We start from the raw sequence: 18,443 nt of genomic DNA, 5'->3' as shown, positions 1-18,443 counted from the left end.
ATCGAAGTCCGCGCCCGTCACCTGCCACGGCGGAGAGACCCCCAAGGCAGCCTCAAACAGCTTGTCAGTCATACCCGATCCCGTACCTGCTCAGGTCCAGCTTACCCACTCGAAATTGAAAAGAGGCAAAAAAAAACGGCGCGGTTTCCCGCGCCGTCGTTCCGACCCGGACCGGCCCTGCGGCCTGCTCAGCGCAGCAGGTCGAACAGCGAAAGGCCCTGCATGCGCGTGTACACGAGCTGGGCGGCCTGCAGCGCCGTGCTCTCGAGCTGGAAGCGGGTGATGGCGTCGGCGTAGTCCAGGTCGCGCATGCCCGACAGCGTGGTCTTGATTGTGACCGAATTGGCCTCGCGCAGTTCGCGTGCGTCGTCCACCAGCGCAAGCTGTGCGCCGCCGGAGGCGCGCGCATCGATGAAGCGCTCGGCGGCACGTGCCACGTCGCGCATCCCGGCCTGGATCGCGTTGCGGCGCGCCGCCTGGTCGGCCGGCGTCACCACGTCGGCTTCCAGCGCGTCGATCAGCGCCTGCACGGTCGCGAACACGTCGCGCGTGCCGGCGGGGCCGATCTCCAGCTCGTCGCCGTCGTCGGGCTGGCCGCTGACCGCCACCCGCAGACCTCCGAACTCGATGTCCTGCTTCGGCTGCCAGGTGCCGCTGGCGACCACGGCGCCGCCCTGCTCGAGCACCTCGTAGCCGTTGCCCGCGGTGAAGCGCAAGGTGAAGCGCTCGCCGTTCCAGCCGCCTGCGGAAGTGCGGCCGAAGTCCTCCAGAACCGCGGTGCCGGTGTTGGAGGCGGCCATGCCCGCGTCCACCCGGCCGTCGCCAGTGCGGATGCGCATGAACACCTCGCTTCCGGGCAGCGTGTCCTTCACGAACAGACCCGGCGCCACCTCGACGCTGCGCTGCATCTGGTCGCCGTTGTAGGCCACGCCGCCGGCGACGCGGGAGAACGGTGCCACGTCGTCGGCGGTGCCGCCGAACAGGTAGCGCCCGGTGCCATCGGTGCTGTTGGCCAGGCTCAGCAGGTTGTCCAGCAGCGTGCGCATCTCGGCGGCGATGGAGCGGCGGTCCTCGTCCGAGAGCGTGTCGGAGGCGGCCTGCACGGCCAGCTCGTTGATGCGGATCAGGTCGTCGCCGGCCAGGGCGAGCGCGTTCTCCTGCAGGCCGAGCCGGTTGCCTACGGTGTTGGCGTTCTGGCCCAGGCGCTCGAGCTCGGCCAGGGCGCGGTCCAGGCCCACGGCCGCGCCGGCGGCCACCGGGTCGTCCTTGGCGGTGACGATCTTCTGCCCCGTGGCCACCTGCTGCTGCAGCGCGGCCAGCTGCTTCTGCCGCGCCAGCATGCTGGCCAGGGCCAGGTCGAACATCGAACTGGTGGAAATGCGGGTGGTCATCGGCGGACGGCGCTCAGGATGGACTGGAACATGGTGTCGGCCGTGGCGATGATCTGCGCCGCGGCCTGGTAGGCCTGCTGCAGCCGGAGCATGTTGGACGCCTCCTCGTCGAGGTTGACGCCGGCCACCGACTCGCGCGCCACCAGTGCGTCATCGTAGATGGCCTGCTGAGCGTCGGCCGCGTACTGCGCCTGGCGCGCGGCCGAGCCGACCGAGGTGGTCAGGCCGCCGAGCGCGCCGTTGAGGGTGATGGTGCCGCCCGACAGGATACGCGCGTCGTCCAGGTTGGCCAGGCGGGCGGCGTTGCCATTGTCGCCCGAGCGCGGCTGGGCGGGCCGCACCTCGAAGCGGTCGCCGGCGGCGGGGATGCCGTCCAGCACCAGGCTCCAGCCGTTGGCGCTGATCGTCTGCCCGGGCGTGAAGGGATAGGGGCCCGCGCCGTCGATGGTGTACTGGCCGGAGTCGAGGAATTCGATCACCGCGGGCGCCAGCAGGGCCGGATGCGAGGCATCGACCACGCGCAGGTCCGCCGGCCTGCCGCCGCCGATGTTGTCCAGGTCGGCGGCGGCCGTGACCGGCAGCGCCGCGGCGATCCGCGACGGGTCGTTGATCGCCAGGCCCAGGCCGCCGGCCGCACCCGCGGTGGGCTGCAGCAGGAAGCGGTCGCCGGCCGCCGGCGGCGGCGTGGTGGACACGACCAGGGCCATGCCGTCCACGCGCAGCGGATCGGCGGCGGTGCCGGTGCCGCTCAACGGCACGGCCACGCCGGTGTCGGCGCGATGGGCCTGCCAAGCGGTGCCGTCGAAGTGGATGACCAGGTTCTGCCCGGTGAGCTGGGACACGTCCGCCACCTGCGCGCTGAGTGTGGCGCCGCTGGCGTTGTCGGCGCGCGGCAGCACCCGCGGCGCGGCCAGCGAGAAGAAGTCCCCGCCCAGGTCGCCGTACAGGTCCATGCCGGCGGCGTGGCCCTCGTTGAACGCGGTCGCCAGGGCCACCGCCAGGCGCCCCAGCTCGGCCATGGCCGGGTCCAGGACAGTGTTGCGGAACTCGACAAAGCCGCCCATGCGGCCGCCCAGGGTCTTCTGGTCCAGGCGGATGAGGGTGCCGCCCTGGCCGAGCAGGGCCAGCTGCAGCCGCTCGGGCTGGTAGGGATCGGCGGTGGTGGTGACGGTGGAGGCCTGGGTGCCCACCACCAGTGCCACGCCTCCGGCGGCGTACACATTGATCATGCCGCCGTCCTGGACGACGGCGGTGCCGCCGGTGTAGCCGACCAGCTCGGCCACCAGCCGGTCGCGCCGGTCGAGCAGGTCGGGCGCGGCACGGCTGGCGTCCGATCCGACCGCGGCATTGAGGTTGGCGATCTCCGCGGCCAGGCGGTTGATCTCCTGGGCGCCGGCGACCAGGCCGTTGTTGACCTCGTGGTCCAGCGCCTGCAGCTGGCCATCCAGCTGCCGGAAGCGTGCCACCAGCGCGTTGCCGCGTGCCAGCAGATCCTCGCGTTCGGCGGTGCCGGCGGCGTTGGCGGACAGGGCCGAGACCGCGTCGAAGAAGTTCGACCACATGCCGGTCAGGTTGGTGGCCTGGTCGGAGAACAGACTGTCCAGGCGCGCGGTCAGGCCCGACAGCTGCTCCAGCCGCGCCAGTTCGCCGCCGGCGTCGAGCAGGCGCGTGGTGGCCAGCTCGTCGGCCATGCGCCGCACGTCGGCGATGGTCACGCCGTTGCCCACGTAGCCGTAGCCGTAGTGGGTCGGCGTGCGGGTGGCGAACACCGCCTGCTGGCGGCTGTAGCCCTCGGTGTTGACGTTGGCCACGTTGTGGCTGACCGTGGCCAGGGCGCGCTGGAACGCGATCAGGGCGCCGGTGCCGGTGGACAGGACGGACATGGCTTATCTCCGGATGGCGGCGCCGTCGCCGGCGCCGGCTGCACTGGCCAGCATCCGTCCGGCGCCGGAGGCGTCGGCCTCCATGCGCGCGGCGATGCCGGCGATCGCCCGCACCGCCCGGCCGATGGTCGGGCCGTTGGCGATGGCGGTGATCTTGGCCGCATAGGAAGGATCGGTCGCATAGCCGGCCTTCTGCAGGGCGCTGGCGAAGCGGCCGACGTCGCCGCCCGACTGCAGGGCCTGGCGGTAGCGCGGGTTCTGCTTCAGCAGGCGGACGTAGTCGGCGAAGCTCTCCGCAGGCGAGGCATAGGCGCGGAACTGCGCGGTCTCGCGGCGGCGCTGGCCGTTGACGTACTCGTGGGTGCCGGCGGTGACGCGGTCCCCGTTCCAGCCGGTGGCCTTGATGCCGAACAGGTTGTGGCTGCTGCGGCCGTCGCCGCGGCCGATCTGCTTGCGGCCCCAGCCGGTCTCCCGCGCGGCCTGCGCCCCCAGGGCGCGGGCGTCCACGCCCAGCTCGCGCGCCGCGGCCTGGGCGTGGTGCCAGATGCTGGCCACGAAGCGCTCGGGGCTGCGCGGGGCGAACTCCGCGGCGGCCTGCTCGGCGGCCGCGGCCAGGGCCGGACCCGGGCCGGTGGCATCCACGGCGGCGTCACGGTCGGCCAGCAGCCGCGCGACCAGGGCGTCCAGCGGCGAGCCGGCCTCCGCCGCCGCACCATCGCGGCCGGCGATCAGGTCCAGGGCCTGCTCCACCGCGGGCACAGCCCCCAGCGCCCGGGCCTGCTCGGCGTAGGCGCGCGCGGCCGCGGCACGGCCCGGGGTGATCCGGGTGTCCAGCGCCGGCGCCTCCGCGCCGCCGTCCACGCCCGCCTGGCGCGACAGCTGGCGGGCGATGAGCGGCGCCAGGCCCAGGCCCTTGCCACGGGTCAGCGCCGTGGCCAGCTGCTGGTCGTACAGGTCGCGGTAGGTCTGGTTCTCGCCGGGGAACAGGGAATCGCCGAAGCTCGCGTCGCGCATGCTCTTGATCAGCAGCTGCGCGAACTGGGCCTCGAGCTGGCGCGCGGCATGCTCGATCCTCGCCGCGTCGGGGCGCGGCGAGGCGGCCAGCTCGATGGGCGAGGCCTGGATGCGCATCAGATCACTTCCAGCTCCGCGCGCAGTGCGCCGGCCTGGCGCAGCGCCTCGAGGATGGCGATCAGGTCGCCGGGGGCGGCGCCAACCGCGTTCACCGCGCGCACGATCTCGTCCAGGGTGGTGCCCCCCTCGAACTTGAACATGCGGCTGCCCTCCTGTGCGGTCTCGATGCTGGAGGCGGGCGTGACCACGGTGGCGCCACCGGCGAAGGCGCCGGGCTGGCTGACCTGGCGGTTCTCGCCGATGGTCACGGTCAGGGCGCCGTGCGACACCGCCGCCGGCATCACCCGGACCTGCGCGCCGATGACCACCGTGCCGGTGCGCGAGTTGACGATGACCTTGGCCGGCGCCGTGCCCGGGGACAGCTCCAGGTTCTCCACCTGGGCCAGGAAATTGATCCGCGCACCCGGGTCGGCCGGGGCCTTCACCGCCACCGTCACTCCGTCCACGGCGCGCGCCACGCCCGGGCCGAAGGCCTGCTCCAGCGCCTGGACCATGCGCGCGACGGTGGTGAAGTCGTTGCGGTGCAGGTTGAGGGTGATCTCGCCGCTGGCGCCGAACACGTCCGGCAGGGCGCGCTCGACCGTGGCACCGTTGGGGATGCGGCCCACGCTGGGCACGTTCACCGACACGCGCGAGCCGTCCTGGCCCTGCGCGCCGAAGCCGCCCACCACCAGGTTGCCCTGGGCGATGGCGTAGACCTGGCCGTCGGCGCCCCTGAGCGGGGCCATCAGCAGCGAGCCGCCACGCAGCGAGACCGCGTTGCCGATCGAGGACACGGTCACGTCGATGGTCTGGCCGGGCTTGGCGAACGGGGGAAGCTCGGCATGGATGGCCACCGCCGCCACGTTCTTCAGCTGCGGGTTGACGTTGGGCGGCACCTGCACGCCCAGCTCGGCCAGCATGTTCTTCAGGCTCTGCACGGTGAACGGCGCCTGCGAGGTGCGGTCGCCGCTGTTGTCCAGGCCGACCACCAGGCCGTAGCCGACCAGGGCGTTGCCGCGCACGCCGCCGACGCTGGCCAGGTCCTTGATCCGCCCGGCGCGAGCGGGCAGGGCGGCCAGCAGCAGCGCCACGGCGGCCAGGCGGAGGAGCAGGGGGGAAACTCGCATGTCCGGATCCTCAGTACGGCATCAGGCCGGAGTTGAAGAAACGCGCCAGCCAGCCCATGGCGTTGGACTGGGCCAGCGCGCCGCGGCCGCCGTAGACGATGCGCGCGTCGGCGACCTTGCTCGAAGGCACGGTGTTGTCGCGGGAGATGTCGGCCGGGCGGACGATGCCCTGCACCTGCACCAGCTCGTCGCCCTGGTTCAGGCGCAGGTTCTTCTGGCCCTGCACGACGAGGTTGCCGTTGGGCAGGCGCTGGATCACGGTGACGGTGATGCTGCCCTGCAGGCGGTTGCTCTGCTGGCTCTTGCCCTGGCCGTCGAAGTCGCGCTCGGCGCTGGCCGAGCCGGAAAGGACCTGCCGTCCCTTCCAGGTCACCGGACCGCCGAACAGCGACGGCACGCCCGCGTTCACCTCGCCGCTTTTGGACACCTGGGTGGTGGCGCTGGTCTGCGCGGTGGTGGACTCGACCAGGGTGATGGTCAGCAGGTCGCCGACGTCGCGGGCGATGCGGTCGCCGTACAGCGACAGGCCGGGGCCGCCGGCGTAGATCGCGCCCGGCGCCGGCGCGGCCGGTGCCGGCACCACCGGGACCACCGGCGCCAGCGGCGGGTAGGGGCGCACGTCGCCGGCGACGGCGCAGCCGCCCAGCAGCAGGGCGAGTACGGGAACCTGGACCAGGCGCTTCATGCTGGATCTCCGCGCTGCGTCAGACGTTGTTGTTCAGGTAGCCGAGCATCGAGTCGGTGGTGGAGATGGCCTTGGCGTTCATCTCGTAGGCACGCTGGGTCTCGATCATGCTCACCAGCTCCTCGACCACGTTGACGTTGGAACCTTCCAGCGCCCCCTGCTCGAGCAGGCCCAGGCCGTTGAGGCCGGGGGTGCCGTTCTGCGCCGGGCCGGAGGCGGTGGTCTCCACGTACAGGTTCTGGCCGCGCGCCTGCAGGCCGGCCGGATTGACGAAGTCCACCAGGGTCAGCGCGCCCACCTCCAGGGCCTGTGCCTCGCCGGCCATCTGCACGGTGACGGTGCCGTCGTTGCCGATGGTCACCGACTGCGCGCCTTCGGGAATCTGGATGCCCGGCTGTACCGGGTAGCCGCTGCTGGTGACCAGCTCGCCCTGGGCGTTGATCTGGAAGCTGCCGTCGCGGGTGTAGGCCGGCGTGCCGTCCGGCAACAGCACCTCGAAGAAGCCGCGGCCGTTGATCATCACGTCCAGGGCGCGCCCGGTCTGCTGCGGGTTGCCCTGCTGGAAGTCCTTGGAGGTGGACACCACCCGCACGCCGGTACCCAGCTGCAGGCCGGAGGGCAGCTGCGTCTGCGCGGACGTGGCACCGCCGGGCTGGCGGATCTGCTGGTACAGCAGGTCCTCGAAGTTGGCGCGGTCGCGCTTGAAGCCGGTGGTGTTGGTGTTGGCCAGGTTGTTGGCGACCACCGACATGCGCGTCTGCTGCGCATCCAGACCTGTCTTGGCGACCCACAATGCCTGATTCATGGTGCTCTGCCTCGGTAGACGGATGTACGCCGGTCCTCATGCACGAGCCGTGCCAGTCGCGTGCCGTCAAGACCGGGTCGCGCCTGCCGCGCGGCGGCGGCATTCCGGCGCCGCGGCGGGCGCGGACGGCCCGGGCACGGCCACGGCGGCGCCTGGCGGCCCCCGGATGCGGGCACGCCCGCCAGGGGCGGGCGCGGGCGACGGTTGCTTGACGCCGGCGGCTCAGCCGCCCAGGCGCAGCAGGGTGTTGGCGGCCTGGGCGTTGTCGTCGCCGCGCTGGATCACCTTGACCTGCATCTCGAACTGGCGCTGCAGCTGGATCATCTGCACCAGCGCGCCGGCGGCGTCCACGTTGCTGTCCTCCAGCACGCCGGTGGTCAGCACGGTGCCGGCGGCCTGGGGCAGCGGTTGCGCCGGGTCGCCGTTGCGCATCAGCCCGTCCAGGCCGCGCTGCAGGCGCTCGCGCGGGGCCTCGACCACGCGCAGGCGGCCGACCTCGGCGAGGGTGTCGGCGCCCTGGCCGAGCGGCACGATCGAGATGGTGCCGTCGTTGCCGATCTCCAGCGCCTGGTGCGGAGGCAGGGCGATGGGATTGCCCCGCTGGTCCAGCACCGGCCTGCCGCCGGCGGTGACCAGCTGGCCGTTGGGGGTCAGCGACAGGTTGCCGGCGCGGGTGTAGGCCTCGCGGCCGTCCGGCGCCTGCACCGCCAGCCAGCGGTCCGGATGCAGCGACACGTCCAGCGGATTGCCGGTGACCCGCTGCGCGCCGACGCTGTCGTCGAAGCCCTGGTCCACGTGCATGGCCGCCACGCGCGAGGCGTAGCCGCGGCCGCGCACCGGGTAGGACTCGGTGTTGGCCAGGACCTCCTTGAAGCCCACCGTGTCGGCGTTGGCCAGGTTGTGCGACAGGGTGCCCTGCGCCTGCAGCGTGGCGCTGGCGCCGGTCATGGCGATGTAGAGGGCCTTGTCCATCGTCGGTGCCTCGGTTCAGGGGGCGGCGCCGCGGCCGCCCGGGACTGCGTCAGCGGATGTTGATGACCGTCTGGGTGACCTGGTCCTGGGTCGAGATCATCTGCGCGTTGGCCTGGAAGTTGCGCTGCGCGACGATCATGTTCACCAGCTGCTCGGTCAGGTCCACGGTGGAGCTTTCCAGCGCGCCGGACTGGATCTGCCCGAAGTCGGCCGAGGCCGGGGCACCGGTGCGCGGGGTGCCGGAGGCGTAGGTCTCGCCCCACATGTTGTTGCCCTGCGGCTGCAGGCCCTGCGGGTTGACGAAGGTGGTCAGCGCCACCTGGCCCAGCGCCACGTCGGCACCGTTGGAGTAGCGCGCGAACACCACGCCGTCGCTGGAGATGCTGATCTCGTTGAGCTTGCCGCTGGCGTAGCCGTCCTGCAGCACGCTGCGCAGGCCGAAGCGCTCGCCGTACTGGGTCGAGCCGGACAGGTCCAGGGTCATGTTGAGCACGCCGGCACCGGTGGACGGGGTGAACGGGTCCAGGGTGATGCGGCCGTCGGCCGGGCTCAGCAGCGCGCCGCTGTCGGAGAACTGCAGGGTGGTGGGGGTGCCGACCTGCACGCCGTCGACGAAGTTGTAGACCTGCCACTCGTTCGGATTGGCGCTCTTGACGAAGTACGAGGTCTGGATGTGGCTCACGCCCAGCGAGTCGTACACCGTCACGCCGCCGGTGGACTCGTTGTAGGTGTTGGCGTCGGTGGGGTCGAACGGCGCCACCGGCGGCTGCGCGGCGTTGCCCGGCAGGGTGAACATCAGGTCGACCTTCGTGGTCTGGCGCGGCGGGCTGTCGGTGGTCAGCAGCTGCAGGTCGACCAGGCGTCCGGCGTCGAAGCCCTCGCCGTTGTTGCGCGGAGCGAACACCTGCAGGCGCGCGCCGTCCGGGGTGATGACGAAGCCCTGGTTGTCGGTCTGGAAGTTGCCGGCGCGGGTGTACAGGGTCATGCCGTCCTTCTTGACGGTGAAGAAGCCCTCGCCGTCGATGGCCATGTCCAGCGAGCGGCCGGTCGGCTCGATGTTGCCCTGTGAGAACTGCTGGGCCACGTTGGTCAGGCGCACGCCGGCGCCGATCGCGTTGCGCGACAGGCCCCAGGACGTGTACGAGAAGATGTCGGCGAATTCGGCCCGCGACTCCTTGAAGCCGGTGGTGTTGACGTTGGCGATGTTGTTGGCCGTGACGTTCAGGTCGGCGTTGGCCGCGTTGATGCCGGACAGCGAGGTGTTGAAGCCCATGGCGAACTCCTGCGGAAACGGATGTCTTGGGGTGCTCAGCCGACGCGGAGCACGTAGTCGAGCGGGGCGGTGCCCAGCCCGGGCAGGTTGAGGTACAGGCCGTCGGAACCGACGGTCACGCTTTCGACCCGGCCGTGCACGTAGGTGTCCAGCACCTCGGCCTTGCCGGAGTTGTCCAGCCAGGTGGCCTTGATGCCGTAGGCGCCGGCGGGCAGGCGGCCGCCGGCCGCGTCGGTGCCGTCCCAGGCGAAGGCGACCTCGCCGGCGCGCGCGGCCTCCACGCTGAACTCGCGCACCTTCTGGCCGTTGGCGTCGGTGACCTCGAACAGCACGGTGCCGGCGCCCGGGGCGGCGACCGCGCCGGTGGCGCCGCCGTCCTCCGGCAGCGCGACCTTGCCCGACGGCACCAGCACGGTGTGGCCCACCAGCGCCGCGCCGCGCAGGATCTGGTCGCTGGCCAGCGCGCTGGAGAAGTTCTGCACCTGGCTGTTGAGCTCCTGGATACCCTGCACGGTGGAGAACTGCGCCAGCTGGCCGAGGAAGGCGCTGTTCTCCATCGGGTTGAGCGGGTCCTGGTGCTTGAGCTGCTCGGTCATCAGCAGCAGGAAGTCGGCCTGGCCCAGCGCGTCGCCCTTCCGGTCGCGGGTGGCGGCGGCGCCGCCGCCGCCCAGGCCCAGGCTGGAATAGATGTCACCGGCGATGGTGCTCATGCGCGGCCTCCTCAGCGGCCCATGGACAGGGTGGCCAGGGCGAGCTCCTTGGCCGTGTTGATGACCTCCACGCCGGCCTGGTAGCTGCGCGAGGCGGAGATCAGGTTGACCATCTGCGCCACCGGGTCCACCGCGGGGGCGTACACGTAGCCTTCGGCGTCGGCCAGCGGGTGGCCGGGTTCGTAGCGGCGCACCGGCGGCGCGTCGCTCTGCACGATCTCGCGCACCCGCACGCCGGTGAGGCTGGGATCGTCAGGATTGGTCCGGGCCTGGAACAGCGGCTCCAGCGGCTTGTAGACCGCCTCGGGCGAGCCGGCCACCGCGTCGGCGTTGGCCAGGTTGGAGGCGATGGTGTTCAGGCGCACGGACTGCGCCTGCAGTGCGGAACCGGCGACGTCGAAGATCGGCAGGCTGCTCATGGCTTACTGTCCGGTGATGGCGGTGAGCAGGGTGCGCACCTTGGACTCGAGGAAGCTCAGCGAGGCGCGGTACTCCAGCGCGGCGCGGCCGTAGGCGGCGCGCTCGGCGTCCGGATCCACGGTGTTGCCGTCCAGGCTCGGCTGGCTGGAGGGGCGGGCGACCAGGAACGAGCCGCGCGGGTCGATCGCGTCGCCCAGGTGGCGTTCGTGGGTGCGCAGGAGCGGGCCGCCGGGCTGGCCCTCGCGGGCCCGGCGCGCGGCCTCGAGCGCGGCGTTGAAGTCCAGGTCCTGGGCCTGGTAGCCCGGGGTGTCGGCGTTGGCCAGGTTGCTGGCGATCAGCTTCATCCGCTGCTCGCGCAGGGGCAGGGCGTCGGCGTGGACCCCGAAGTAGGACGTGATCGGATTGAACATGGCGCCTCCTGGCAGACCGTCGCCCGATCACAGGCAAGCGGCGTGCCAGAAGGTGCGCCCGGGGGCGCGGCGCCCCCCCGGGAAGGGAGGCGGGCCGGGCGGCGGCCGCCCCGGTGCCGGCTCAGGCCGGCGCGGCGGAGGCCCTAGCCACCTCGTTCAGGCGCGCCAGGATGTGCTCGGCCAGCTCGTGCGGGCTGTACTTGGCGACGAAGGCGTTGGCCCCGACCTTCTCCACCATGGCGTTGTTGAACACACCCGACAGGGAGGTGTGCAGCAGCACGTACAGGCCGGCCAGGGCCGGGTGGCGCCGGATTTCCGTCGTCAGGGTGTAGCCGTCCATGGCCGGCATCTCGATGTCGGAGATGACCATCGCATAGCGGGCCACGGGATCCTCGCCGCTGGCGTGCACCTGCAACAGGTGGTCCAGCGCCTGCTTGCCGTCCGACAGCAGGGTCACGCCCACGCCCAGCTGGTCGAGCACGCTGCGGATCTGCTGGCGGGCCACGCGCGAGTCGTCCACCACCAGCACCTGCATCTGCGGCGCGCTGGGCGGCAGGGCCATCTCCGGCTCCAGGGTGGCGTCCATGCGGGCCTGGGTGATGTCGGCCAGCACGCTCTCCACGTCGATCACCTGGATCAGCTCGCCCTGGAAGCGGGTCACCGCGGTCAGGTAGGTGCTTTCCGCGCCCAGGTCCGGCGGCGGGTGGATGTCCTCCACCGCGATGTTGACGATGCGCTCCACGTCGCTGACCAGGAAGCCCTGCACCGAACGGTTGAACTCGGTCACCACCAGGTACTGGGTGGCGGCATCGTCGTCGGCCAGCCGCTCCGGGTGGCCGATGGCCAGGCCCAGGTCGAGCACCGGCACCGAGCGCCCGCGCACGTCGGCCGCGCCGGCGAACTGCGGCGGCAGGCCGGGCAGCTGGAACAGGGGCGGACGCCGCAGCACCTCCTGCACCTTGAACACGTTGACGCCAAAAAGCTGACGGCCGCCCAGGCGGAAGAGCAGCAGCGCCAGCCGGTTGTGGCCGGCCAGCCGGGTACGCTGGTCGATTCGGTTGAGCAGGTTGTGCGCCATGCCGCCGGTATCGGCGCGGCGCACCGCCGCTTGAGCCGCCAGAATGGCACGCAGCTTGCATGGGAGCCCTGCAATCCACGTGCGAGATCCGCGCCGATGCTCCAGCCACGCCGCACGCTCATGTTCCTGCTCGCCCTGCCGATGACGGGGGCGTTGGCCGCCGCCGGCTTCCAGCCGGTGGACTCGATCACCGCCGCCGCGCTGTCGGCGGTGCCGGGCGGGCAGGGCGAGGCCAGCGTGGACCCGGCCCTGCGCATGCCGGCCTGTCCGCAGCCGCTGCAGGCCCGCCAGGCCACCGCCGGCACGGTCGAGGTGGCCTGCCCGGACGGCTGGCGGCTGTACGTGCCGGTGCGGCAGCGGCGCAGCCAGACCGTGGTGGTGCTGGCCCGCGGCGTGGCCGCCGGCGAGACGGTGCCGGCCGAGGCCCTGGCCACCGAGCAGCGCGACGCCGCCCGTATCGCCGGGGCCGCGCTGTCCGATCCGGCCCAGGCCGCCGGCCGCATCGCCCGGCGCACCCTGCCGGCCGGGACGGTGCTGGCGCCGGGCGACCTGGCCGCGCCGCGGCTGGTGCGCCGCGGCGACACCGTGGCCCTGGTCTCGCGCGCCGGTGGGGTCGAGGTCCGGGTGGCCGGGCGCGCCCTGGGCGACGCCGGGGCCGACGAGCGCGTGGCCGTGGAGAACCTGTCCACGCGCAAGGTGGTGCAGGGCCGAGTGGGGCCGGGCGGCGAGGTCCTGGTCGGCCGCTGACGCCCCTTGGCACGATTCCGTGATCCGGCCCTAAAGTTCCCCAGCGACCCGCCGATACCCACCGCGTACCCGTAAAGGACCCGTCGCCATGACCCAGAAGATCGAAGGCACCCTGCTGACCCCGGTGCGTACCGGCCCGGTGGGCGGCCGTGTCGCTTCTGCCGGAACCGGACGTTCCGAATCCATCGAGGCCACCCAGGCCGGCGACAGCCTGCGCCTGACCGGCGAGGCCGCCGGCCTGCAGGCACTGCAGCGGGAGCTGGCCACGGCCCCGGCCGTGGACGCCGCCCGCGTGGCCGCGGTCAAGGAAGCGCTCGCGTCGGGCACCTACCGCATCGACCCGGCGGTGATCGCCGACCGCATGCTGGAACTGGACCGCCTGCTGGGCTGAGCACATGAGCACCCTGGACGTCAGTGACGCCGCGCTGGACCGCCTGGCCGCCGCACTGGCCGAGGAGCGCCGCGCCCTGCTCAACCACGACGTGGAGCTGCTGATCCGCTCCACCCAGGAGAAGCTGGCCGCACTGCGCGAGCTGGAGGCCGCGGTGCCCGGTGGCCGCGCCGAGCGCCTGGCCGAGCTGGCCGAGGCCAACCGCAGCAACGGCGCGCTGCTGGCGCGCCGCCGCCGCGAGGTCAACTGGGCCCTGCGCCACCTGGGCCGCGCCGAGAGCGCGCCCGAGTACGACGCCCACGGCCAGGCCCAGCAGGTGCGGGCCACCCGCAACCTCGCGGTCGCCTGAGGAGGGGCGTCCCGGCGCGCTAGAATCGGTGGCTGGCATTACCGACGGTCCGGCGCAGTGACGATCCAAACCGCCGAAGGCATCGCGCCTTCCCCGCAGCTCCTCCGCGACTTCGGCCGCCTGATGCGCGAGGGTGTGCTGGTCTACCAGGCCGACGGCCGGCTCCTATACGCCAACGATGCCGCGCGCACCCTGTGCCGCGACTGCTACCCGCGCGACCTGGATTCGGGCCTGTCGCTGGACGGCCTGGTGCCGCGCGACGCACTGGCCGTGGCCCGCGAGCAGGGCCACTGGAGCGGCCACCTGTCCTTCGCCGACCAGCGCATGCTGCTGGTCCACGTCTACCACAGCGCCGAGCAGGGCGGCTGCTTCCTGGTGCTGATGCAGGACCTGCGGCAGATCCGCGCCTACGAGCAGGAGCTGCTGCGCCGCCACGCCGAGCTGAACGTGCGCCTGACCGCGGCGCAGGAGAAGCTGCTGCAGGCCGAGAAGCTGGCCTCGATCGGCCAGCTGGCCGCCGGCGTGGCCCACGAGATCAACAACCCGATCGGCTACGTCCATTCCAACCTCGGCAGCCTGCAGGAGTACCTGCACAGCCTGTTCGCCCTGATCGACGCCTACGAGCGGGCGCTGCGCTCCCCGGACCCGCGGACCATGATCCCGGAGATCGACCAGACCCGCGCGCGCCTGGACATCGACTTCATCATCCGCGACCTGCCGCAGCTGATGACCGAGTCGCGCGAGGGCATCGAGCGGGTCACCCGGATCGTGCGCGACCTGAAGGACTTCTCGCGTTCCGAGCGCGACGAGTCGTGGAAGCTGGCCGACATCCACGCCGGCCTGGAGTCCACGCTCAACATCATCTGGAACGAGCTCAAATACAACACCACACTGGAGAAGGAGTACGGCGAGCTGCCGCTGGTGGAGTGCCTGCCGTCCCAGCTCAACCAGGTGTTCCTCAACATCCTGATCAACGCCGGCCAGGCCATCGGCGAGCGCGGCGTGATCCGTGTGCGCACCGGTCACGAGGACGACCACGTCTGGATCGAGATCTCCGACAGCGGCCCGGGCATCCCGCCTGACGTGGTGCAGCGGATCTTCGACCCGTTCTTCACCACCAAGCCGGTGGGCAAGGGCACCGGCCTGGGCCTGTCCATCTCCTACGGCATCGTGGCCAAGCACCACGGCCGCATCGACGTGGAGAGCAAGGTGGGCGAGGGCTCGACCTTCCGCATCGTCCTGCCGGTGCGCCAGCCGCCGGCCGAGGCCGTGACCTGAGCGCCGGGCGCCCGGCTCAGTCGCCACGCCGGGCCTGGCGCTGCTCTTGGTGGGTGCGGAAGGCCTGGCGGATGTGCTCGCGCAGCTCGTCGTCGTTCCAGGGCTTGGTCAGGAAGCGGTAGATCGCGCCGCGGTTGATCGCGTCGGTGACCGTGGCCAGGTCGGTGTAGCCGGACAGGACCATGCGCACCGTGTCCGGGTAGAGCATCTTCACCCGGCCCAGGAACTCGGTGCCGCTCATGTCGCTCATGCGCTGGTCGGACAGGATCACTTGCACGTCGTTGGTGGCCAGCAGGTCGAAGGCGTCGCGCACGTTGCCCGCGGCCAGGATCCGGTAGCCGTCGCGGCGGAACAGGCGCACCAGCGAGCGCAGCACGTTCTCCTCGTCGTCCACCAGCAGCAGGGTCTGGTCCTGCTTGGTGGCGGCGAACAGCTCCGGGCGCAGGTAGCGCCGGCGCAGCACCAGGGTGGCGGCGTCGGCGGCCATCGGCTCGCCGAACAGGTAGCCCTGGAACACGTCGCAGTCGCTGCGCCGCAGGTAGCCCAGCTGGGCCTCGCTCTCCACGCCGTTGGCGATCACCTTCATGTTGAGCTGGCGGCCCATGGCGATGATCGCGCGCACGATCGCCGTCTCGCGCTCGCCGGCCGGCGCGCTGCGGATGAAGCCGCGGTCGATCTTGAGCATGTCCACCGGGTAGCGGACCAGGGCACTGAAGCTGGAGTCGCCGGTGCCGAAGTTGTCCAGGACCAGTCCCACGCCCTCGCGGCGCAGCGCCGACAGGCCCTCGTAGACCGGGGTGATGTTGGCCGCCAGGGCGCTCTCGCTGATCTCCAGCACCAGGCATTCGGGCGGGATCTGCGCCTGGCGCAGCATCCCCAGCACCTCGTCGGCGAAGCGCGGGCGCAGCAGCTGCACGGTGGAGATGTTGACCGCCAGGAAGATGTCGTCGAAGCCGGCGTCGCGCCAGGCGCGCAGCTGGGCGATGGCGTTCTCCAGCACCCAGGCCCCGATCTGCACGATCACGCCCAGCCGCTCGGCGGTGGGCATGAAGCGTTCGGGCACCAGCAGGCCGAGGGTGGGCGACTGCCAGCGCAGCAGCGCCTCCATGCCGACCACCCGGCCGTCGCGGGCGCTGACCTCCGGCTGGAAGCGCAGGCGCAGCTCGCCGTTGGGGATGGCGTCGATGATCTGGCGGGCGATGATGCTCTCGTTGTGCACCGCCTCCAGGCCGTGGCCGCCATAGAACTGGATGCGGTCATCACCGTGGCCGGCCTGCTGCACGGCGATCTCGGCCATGTCCAGCAGACGGCTGGGATCGCGCGAGTGCTGCGGGCACAGGCTGATGCCGGCCTTGGCGGTCAGGAACAGGGTGTAGGGCAGGACGCTGAGCGGCAGTTCGATCTCGCGCAGCAGCTCCTCGGCCAGGGCCTCGGCGCTGGTGCCGGGGGGCTGCTGGATCGCGGCCACGAACTCGTCGCTGCCGTGCCGCCAGACCCGGCCGCGGCCCTGCAGGCGCGCGTCCAGGCGCTGCGCCACCAGCTCCAGGGCCTGGTCGCCGACGGCCACGCTCATGTTCTCGTTGACCGAGGCGAAGTGGTCGATGTCCAAGTGCACCAGCACCAGCGGCGGGCCGCCGTCGCACGCGGCCGCGACCATCTCGCGCAGGGCCGGGTTGCCGGCGCCGAGGCGCCCGGGCGAGGCGGGGGTGCCGGGATCCATGCCGCCGAGGTTCATGCCGCCGCCTGCAGGGGGTAGGGCAGGCGCAGGCACACGCGGGTGCCGTGGCCCGGCCGCGACTCGATCGACACCTGGCCGCCGGCGCTTTGCGCGCGCTCGCGCATGATCACCAGGCCCAGCCCGCGCGCCGGACCGGCCTGGAAGCCGCAGCCGTCGTCCTCCACCTGCAGCAGCAGCCCACGACCGTCGTCGTCGCGCAGGGACAGGGCGATGCGGCTGGCCCCGGCGTGGCGCACCGCGTTGGTCAACGCTTCCTGGGCGATGCGGAAGCAGGCCTGCTCGACCTCGCGCTCGGGCCGCCGCGGCAGCGGCTGGATGTCGGCCTCCAGCAGCACCGGCAGGTTGCGGAACAGCACACCGGCGTGCCAGCGCAGCGCCGCCTCCAGGCCCAGCGCGTCCAGCTGCGGCGGGCGCAGCAGCATGGACAGGTTGCGCAGCTTGTCCAGGGTGGCGGCGGCGGTGGCGCTGATGTCCTCCAGGCTTTCCCGGCGGCGACCGTCGTCGTCCTCGGCCATGGCCGCGTGCGCCGACAGCTTCATGGCGGTGATGGCCTGGCCGACGTCGTCGTGCAGCTCGCGCGAGATGGCGCGGCGCTCGTCCTCCTGGGCGGTGAACAGGCGCCGGGCCATGGCCTGCAGCTCGCGGTTGCCGGCCGCCAAGGCGTCGCGCATGCGTTCCGGCTCGCTCAGGTCGCGCACCAGCAGCAGGGTGCAGGCCTTGCCGCCGTAGCGTGCCGCGGCCCTGGACAGGCTGGCCGGGAACAGGGTGCCGTCGGCGCGGCGCATGTGTGCCGCCCCGCCCGGCGGTTCGGCCTCGCCCTCCAGCCAGGCACGCAGCGGTTCCAGATCCTCCGGAGCGACCAGCGCCGACAGCGGCTCGCCCAGCAGCGCCTCCGGCTGCCGCCCGAACAGGCCGCCGCAGGCGGGGTTGGCGTAGAACACGTGCCCGCCGGACAGGATCATCACCCCGTCCGGCAGGATCCGCACCAGCTCGCGGAACTGCTGCTCGCGCTCGTCCAGCAGCTGGCGGGTGTGCTGCTCCTCGGTCACGTCCTGGGCGGTGCCGCGCAGCAGCACCCGGCCGTCCTCCTCGACGCGCCGCGCGCGCACGCGCAGCAGCCGCTCCTGGCCGCCGGGGCCGGTGAAGGGCAGCAGCACATCCAGCTCGCGGTCGCGCCCGGCGGCGGTGTCCGCCAGCAGCCGCTCCAGGCGTGCCTGGCTGTCGGCGTCGGCGGCCACCAGCACCTCGCCGAGGCCGCGCGGGCGGGCATCGGGCGCCTGTCCCACCAGCCCGAGCATGATCGGGCAGAAGCGGCCCTGCAGGGTGACCGTATCCACCTCCCAGGAGCCCAGCCGGGCCAGGCGCTGGGCCTCCTGCAGACGCGCCAGAGCCTCCTCGCGGGCGCGCTGCGAATCCATCTCCGCGGTGCGGTCGGTCAGCACCACCAGGCGCACGCGCTGCGCGCCGCCGGCGACCTCGGTGCTGCGCAGCTCCACGTCGCGCACCCGCCCGTCGTTGAGGCGCAGGCGCACCGTCGTGGTCTGCGGCTGGCCGGGGTTGTCGCGCGCGGACCGCACCGCCTCGAGGAACAGCCCGTGGTGTTCCGGCGGCCACAGCACCGCCATGTCCATGCCGCGCAGCTCGCCGCGCGACCAGCCCAGGAACCCGCTGGCGGCCTGATTGGCGTCCACGATGCGCAGCGTGTCGACCTCGTAGGTCCACATCGGGTTGGGGTTGTCGTCGAACAGCAGCCGGTAACGGGCCTCCGACTCGCGGGTGCGCCGCTCGGACTCCAGCTGGCGCGCGACCACCACCCGCAGCAGCAGGTACAGCAGCAGCGCGGTGACACCCATGAACAGGCCGCCCTTCCAGGCCTGGAAGCGGGCCATCGTCTGGGCGTCGCCGGCTCCCAGCAGGGCGACCACGCGGTCGCTGGCCAGCACCCAGGCGGTGCCGAACAGCAGGTAGAGCAGCGGGATGCGCCACGCCATAGCACGTGTGGAGGAGGGTGGGCGGGCGCCTGCCCCGTTGTCCGCGGGCGCGGAGCCGGGAGCGCCTTGGCTGGGCTCG

Annotated in this window: 18 protein-coding genes; 4 read left to right on the top strand and 14 right to left on the bottom strand. The window is 72.3% G+C overall.

The window, feature by feature from the left end; genetic code table 11:
• Positions 1 to 188: 188 nt before the first annotated feature.
• The 12 genes from flgL to CR938_RS03890 form a co-directional block, all read right to left on the bottom strand.
• Entirely contained in the window at positions 189 to 1,391 is a 1,203-nt protein-coding gene (gene flgL / locus CR938_RS03945) for a flagellar hook-associated protein FlgL (protein ID WP_162123762.1), read from the bottom strand.
• On the bottom strand, positions 1,388 to 3,274 hold the full coding sequence (gene flgK, locus CR938_RS03940; protein WP_162123761.1) for a flagellar hook-associated protein FlgK: 1,887 nt from the start codon (positions 3,272 to 3,274) through the stop codon (positions 1,388 to 1,390). The genes flgL and flgK overlap by 4 nt, the downstream gene beginning before the upstream one ends.
• 3 nt (positions 3,275 to 3,277) lie before the next feature.
• A complete protein-coding gene (flgJ, locus tag CR938_RS03935; protein WP_162123760.1) occupies positions 3,278 to 4,405 on the bottom strand; it encodes a flagellar assembly peptidoglycan hydrolase FlgJ in 1,128 nt (375 codons plus the stop codon).
• Complete coding sequence (locus tag CR938_RS03930; RefSeq protein WP_162123759.1) at positions 4,405 to 5,517, bottom strand: flagellar basal body P-ring protein FlgI; 1,113 nt, start codon at positions 5,515 to 5,517, stop codon at positions 4,405 to 4,407. Before CR938_RS03930 ends, flgJ begins: the two co-directional genes overlap by 1 nt.
• A gap of 10 nt (positions 5,518 to 5,527) precedes the next feature.
• Positions 5,528 to 6,202 (bottom strand): flagellar basal body L-ring protein FlgH, encoded by a 675-nt coding sequence (gene flgH, locus CR938_RS03925; protein WP_162123758.1) that lies wholly within the window; start codon positions 6,200 to 6,202, stop codon positions 5,528 to 5,530.
• A 19-nt stretch (positions 6,203 to 6,221) separates the two neighbouring features.
• On the bottom strand, positions 6,222 to 7,007 hold the full coding sequence (gene flgG / locus CR938_RS03920) for a flagellar basal-body rod protein FlgG (protein WP_162123757.1): 786 nt from the start codon (positions 7,005 to 7,007) through the stop codon (positions 6,222 to 6,224).
• A 222-nt stretch (positions 7,008 to 7,229) separates the two neighbouring features.
• Positions 7,230 to 7,979 carry a flagellar basal body rod protein FlgF gene (locus CR938_RS03915; protein ID WP_162123756.1) on the bottom strand — a complete coding sequence of 250 codons (750 nt, stop codon included), beginning with the start codon at positions 7,977 to 7,979 and terminating at the stop codon, positions 7,230 to 7,232.
• Positions 7,980 to 8,028: 49 nt separating this feature from the next.
• Positions 8,029 to 9,252 (bottom strand): flagellar hook protein FlgE, encoded by a 1,224-nt coding sequence (gene flgE, locus CR938_RS03910; RefSeq protein ID WP_162123755.1) that lies wholly within the window; start codon positions 9,250 to 9,252, stop codon positions 8,029 to 8,031.
• Between the two features lie 35 nt (positions 9,253 to 9,287).
• Positions 9,288 to 9,962 (bottom strand): flagellar hook capping FlgD N-terminal domain-containing protein, encoded by a 675-nt coding sequence (locus tag CR938_RS03905; RefSeq protein WP_162123754.1) that lies wholly within the window; start codon positions 9,960 to 9,962, stop codon positions 9,288 to 9,290.
• 11 nt (positions 9,963 to 9,973) lie between these two features.
• Complete coding sequence (gene flgC / locus CR938_RS03900; protein WP_162123753.1) at positions 9,974 to 10,381, bottom strand: flagellar basal body rod protein FlgC; 408 nt, start codon at positions 10,379 to 10,381, stop codon at positions 9,974 to 9,976.
• Positions 10,382 to 10,384: 3 nt separating this feature from the next.
• Positions 10,385 to 10,792 (bottom strand): flagellar basal body rod protein FlgB, encoded by a 408-nt coding sequence (flgB, locus tag CR938_RS03895; RefSeq protein ID WP_162123752.1) that lies wholly within the window; start codon positions 10,790 to 10,792, stop codon positions 10,385 to 10,387.
• Positions 10,793 to 10,913: 121 nt separating this feature from the next.
• Positions 10,914 to 11,870, bottom strand: a complete 957-nt coding sequence (locus CR938_RS03890) for a chemotaxis protein (RefSeq protein ID WP_162123751.1) — start codon at positions 11,868 to 11,870, stop codon at positions 10,914 to 10,916.
• 96 nt (positions 11,871 to 11,966) lie between these two features.
• On the opposite strand from CR938_RS03890, the gene flgA reads away from it, so the two are divergent.
• The 4 genes from flgA to CR938_RS03870 all read left to right on the top strand — a co-directional run bounded on the left by flgA (position 11,967) and on the right by CR938_RS03870 (position 14,635).
• Complete coding sequence (flgA, locus tag CR938_RS03885; RefSeq protein WP_246190959.1) at positions 11,967 to 12,617, top strand: flagellar basal body P-ring formation chaperone FlgA; 651 nt, start codon at positions 11,967 to 11,969, stop codon at positions 12,615 to 12,617.
• An 88-nt stretch (positions 12,618 to 12,705) separates the two neighbouring features.
• On the top strand, positions 12,706 to 13,008 hold the full coding sequence (gene flgM, locus CR938_RS03880; protein ID WP_162123750.1) for a flagellar biosynthesis anti-sigma factor FlgM: 303 nt from the start codon (positions 12,706 to 12,708) through the stop codon (positions 13,006 to 13,008).
• Positions 13,009 to 13,012: 4 nt separating this feature from the next.
• Entirely contained in the window at positions 13,013 to 13,357 is a 345-nt protein-coding gene (locus CR938_RS03875; protein ID WP_425502418.1) for a flagellar protein FlgN, read from the top strand.
• Positions 13,358 to 13,480: 123 nt separating this feature from the next.
• Entirely contained in the window at positions 13,481 to 14,635 is a 1,155-nt protein-coding gene (locus CR938_RS03870; protein ID WP_162123767.1) for an ATP-binding protein, read from the top strand.
• 16 nt (positions 14,636 to 14,651) lie between these two features.
• On the opposite strand, the gene CR938_RS03865 is transcribed toward CR938_RS03870, so the two are convergent.
• Positions 14,652 to 16,370 carry an EAL domain-containing protein gene (locus CR938_RS03865; RefSeq protein WP_343038566.1) on the bottom strand — a complete coding sequence of 573 codons (1,719 nt, stop codon included), beginning with the start codon at positions 16,368 to 16,370 and terminating at the stop codon, positions 14,652 to 14,654.
• Complete coding sequence (locus CR938_RS03860; protein ID WP_162123748.1) at positions 16,367 to 18,364, bottom strand: sensor histidine kinase; 1,998 nt, start codon at positions 18,362 to 18,364, stop codon at positions 16,367 to 16,369. Before CR938_RS03860 ends, CR938_RS03865 begins: the two co-directional genes overlap by 4 nt.
• Between the last annotated feature and the right edge of the window lie 79 nt (positions 18,365 to 18,443).

This window comes from Pseudoxanthomonas taiwanensis, from assembly GCF_010093135.1.
Lineage (GTDB): Bacteria > Pseudomonadota > Gammaproteobacteria > Xanthomonadales > Xanthomonadaceae > Pseudoxanthomonas > Pseudoxanthomonas taiwanensis.
Note: the sequence above shows the minus strand (reverse complement) of the source record. Positions and strands in the feature narration are given on the sequence as shown.